The 987-nt window shown below is 62.2% G+C and carries 2 protein-coding genes; both read left to right on the top strand.

All coding sequences use genetic code 11. The features are described from left to right. Positions 1–457 (top strand): TlpA family protein disulfide reductase (locus ACYVDE_RS24205; RefSeq protein ID WP_460504079.1); only part of this gene is annotated, 457 nt, incomplete at its 5' end. A gap of 285 nt (positions 458–742) precedes the next feature. Beyond that, positions 743–987, top strand: a 245-nt coding sequence (locus tag ACYVDE_RS24200) for a carboxypeptidase-like regulatory domain-containing protein (RefSeq protein ID WP_460504078.1), incomplete at its 3' end; no start/stop codon positions are given.

Raw genomic sequence — 987 nt, 5'->3', positions numbered from 1 at the left:
GACGGCCGCGCCGGTGCGGCTGGCCAGCAGCGGCGGTCCCTACCCGCACAACCTGACTATGCTCACGGCCGAAGGCCGGCCGGTGAACCTGAGCGACCTGCGCGGCAAAGCCGTGTTCGTGAACCTGTGGGCCAGCTGGTGCCCGCCCTGCCGTGCCGAAATGCCCGGCATCGAGGCCTTATATAAGAAGGTCGACAAGTCGAAAGTGGCTTTCGTAATGCTTTCGCTGGATGACGACGCGGACAAGGCGCTGAAGTTTTGCAAAAGCCAGGGCTACACGTTCCCGCTGTATTTCCGCAACAGCGAACTGCCCGCGCCGTTCGACTCCAACTCCATCCCGTCCACCATTATTCTGGGGCCCGATGGCCAGCTGGCCGCCCGCCACGATGGCATGGCCGAATATGACACGCCCGACTTTAAAGCCGCGCTCGAAGCCTTGGCTGCGGGGCCGCGGTAGCACCGGGCTGCCGGTACGGGCCGCGTGCCCTCAATCAGTAGAGAAGTTGTCTCCGCAAAAAGCCCGGCTACTGGAGTCGGGCTTTTTGCTAATTACAAGTTGAGGTACAGGTGCATACGCTGGACGCAGACCCAGCCAGGCCAGAAATAGTAAGCCGAGCTTAAAAGTTTATTTGGAACGATTCTAAATAGCCCGCACCTTTGTGGTCTATTTTGAATCTTTCTAAATAAGTCCATGCGCCACCTTTCGCTCCCCGTTCTGCTTGCCGTTAGTTTTCTGCCCCGCTTGGTTACGGCCCAGCAGGTACCAGCGCCCCGGCAGCACGAGCGGCACCACGGGGCCACGGGCATTGTAACGGGCCGCGTGCTGCTGGCCGATGGCCAACCCGCCGAGCAGGTGTCGGTACGCATCAAGGGCAGTGAGCACGGCACCGTGACGGCCGCCGACGGCAGCTTCAGCCTGAAGGCGCCCGCCGGCTGGCAGGCTATTGCGGTGAGCTGCCTGGGCTGCGTGGGGCAGGAAGCCGCCGT

It is taken from the genome of Hymenobacter agri (assembly GCF_054778495.1).
This window is presented reverse-complemented; position numbering and strand designations above follow the sequence as displayed.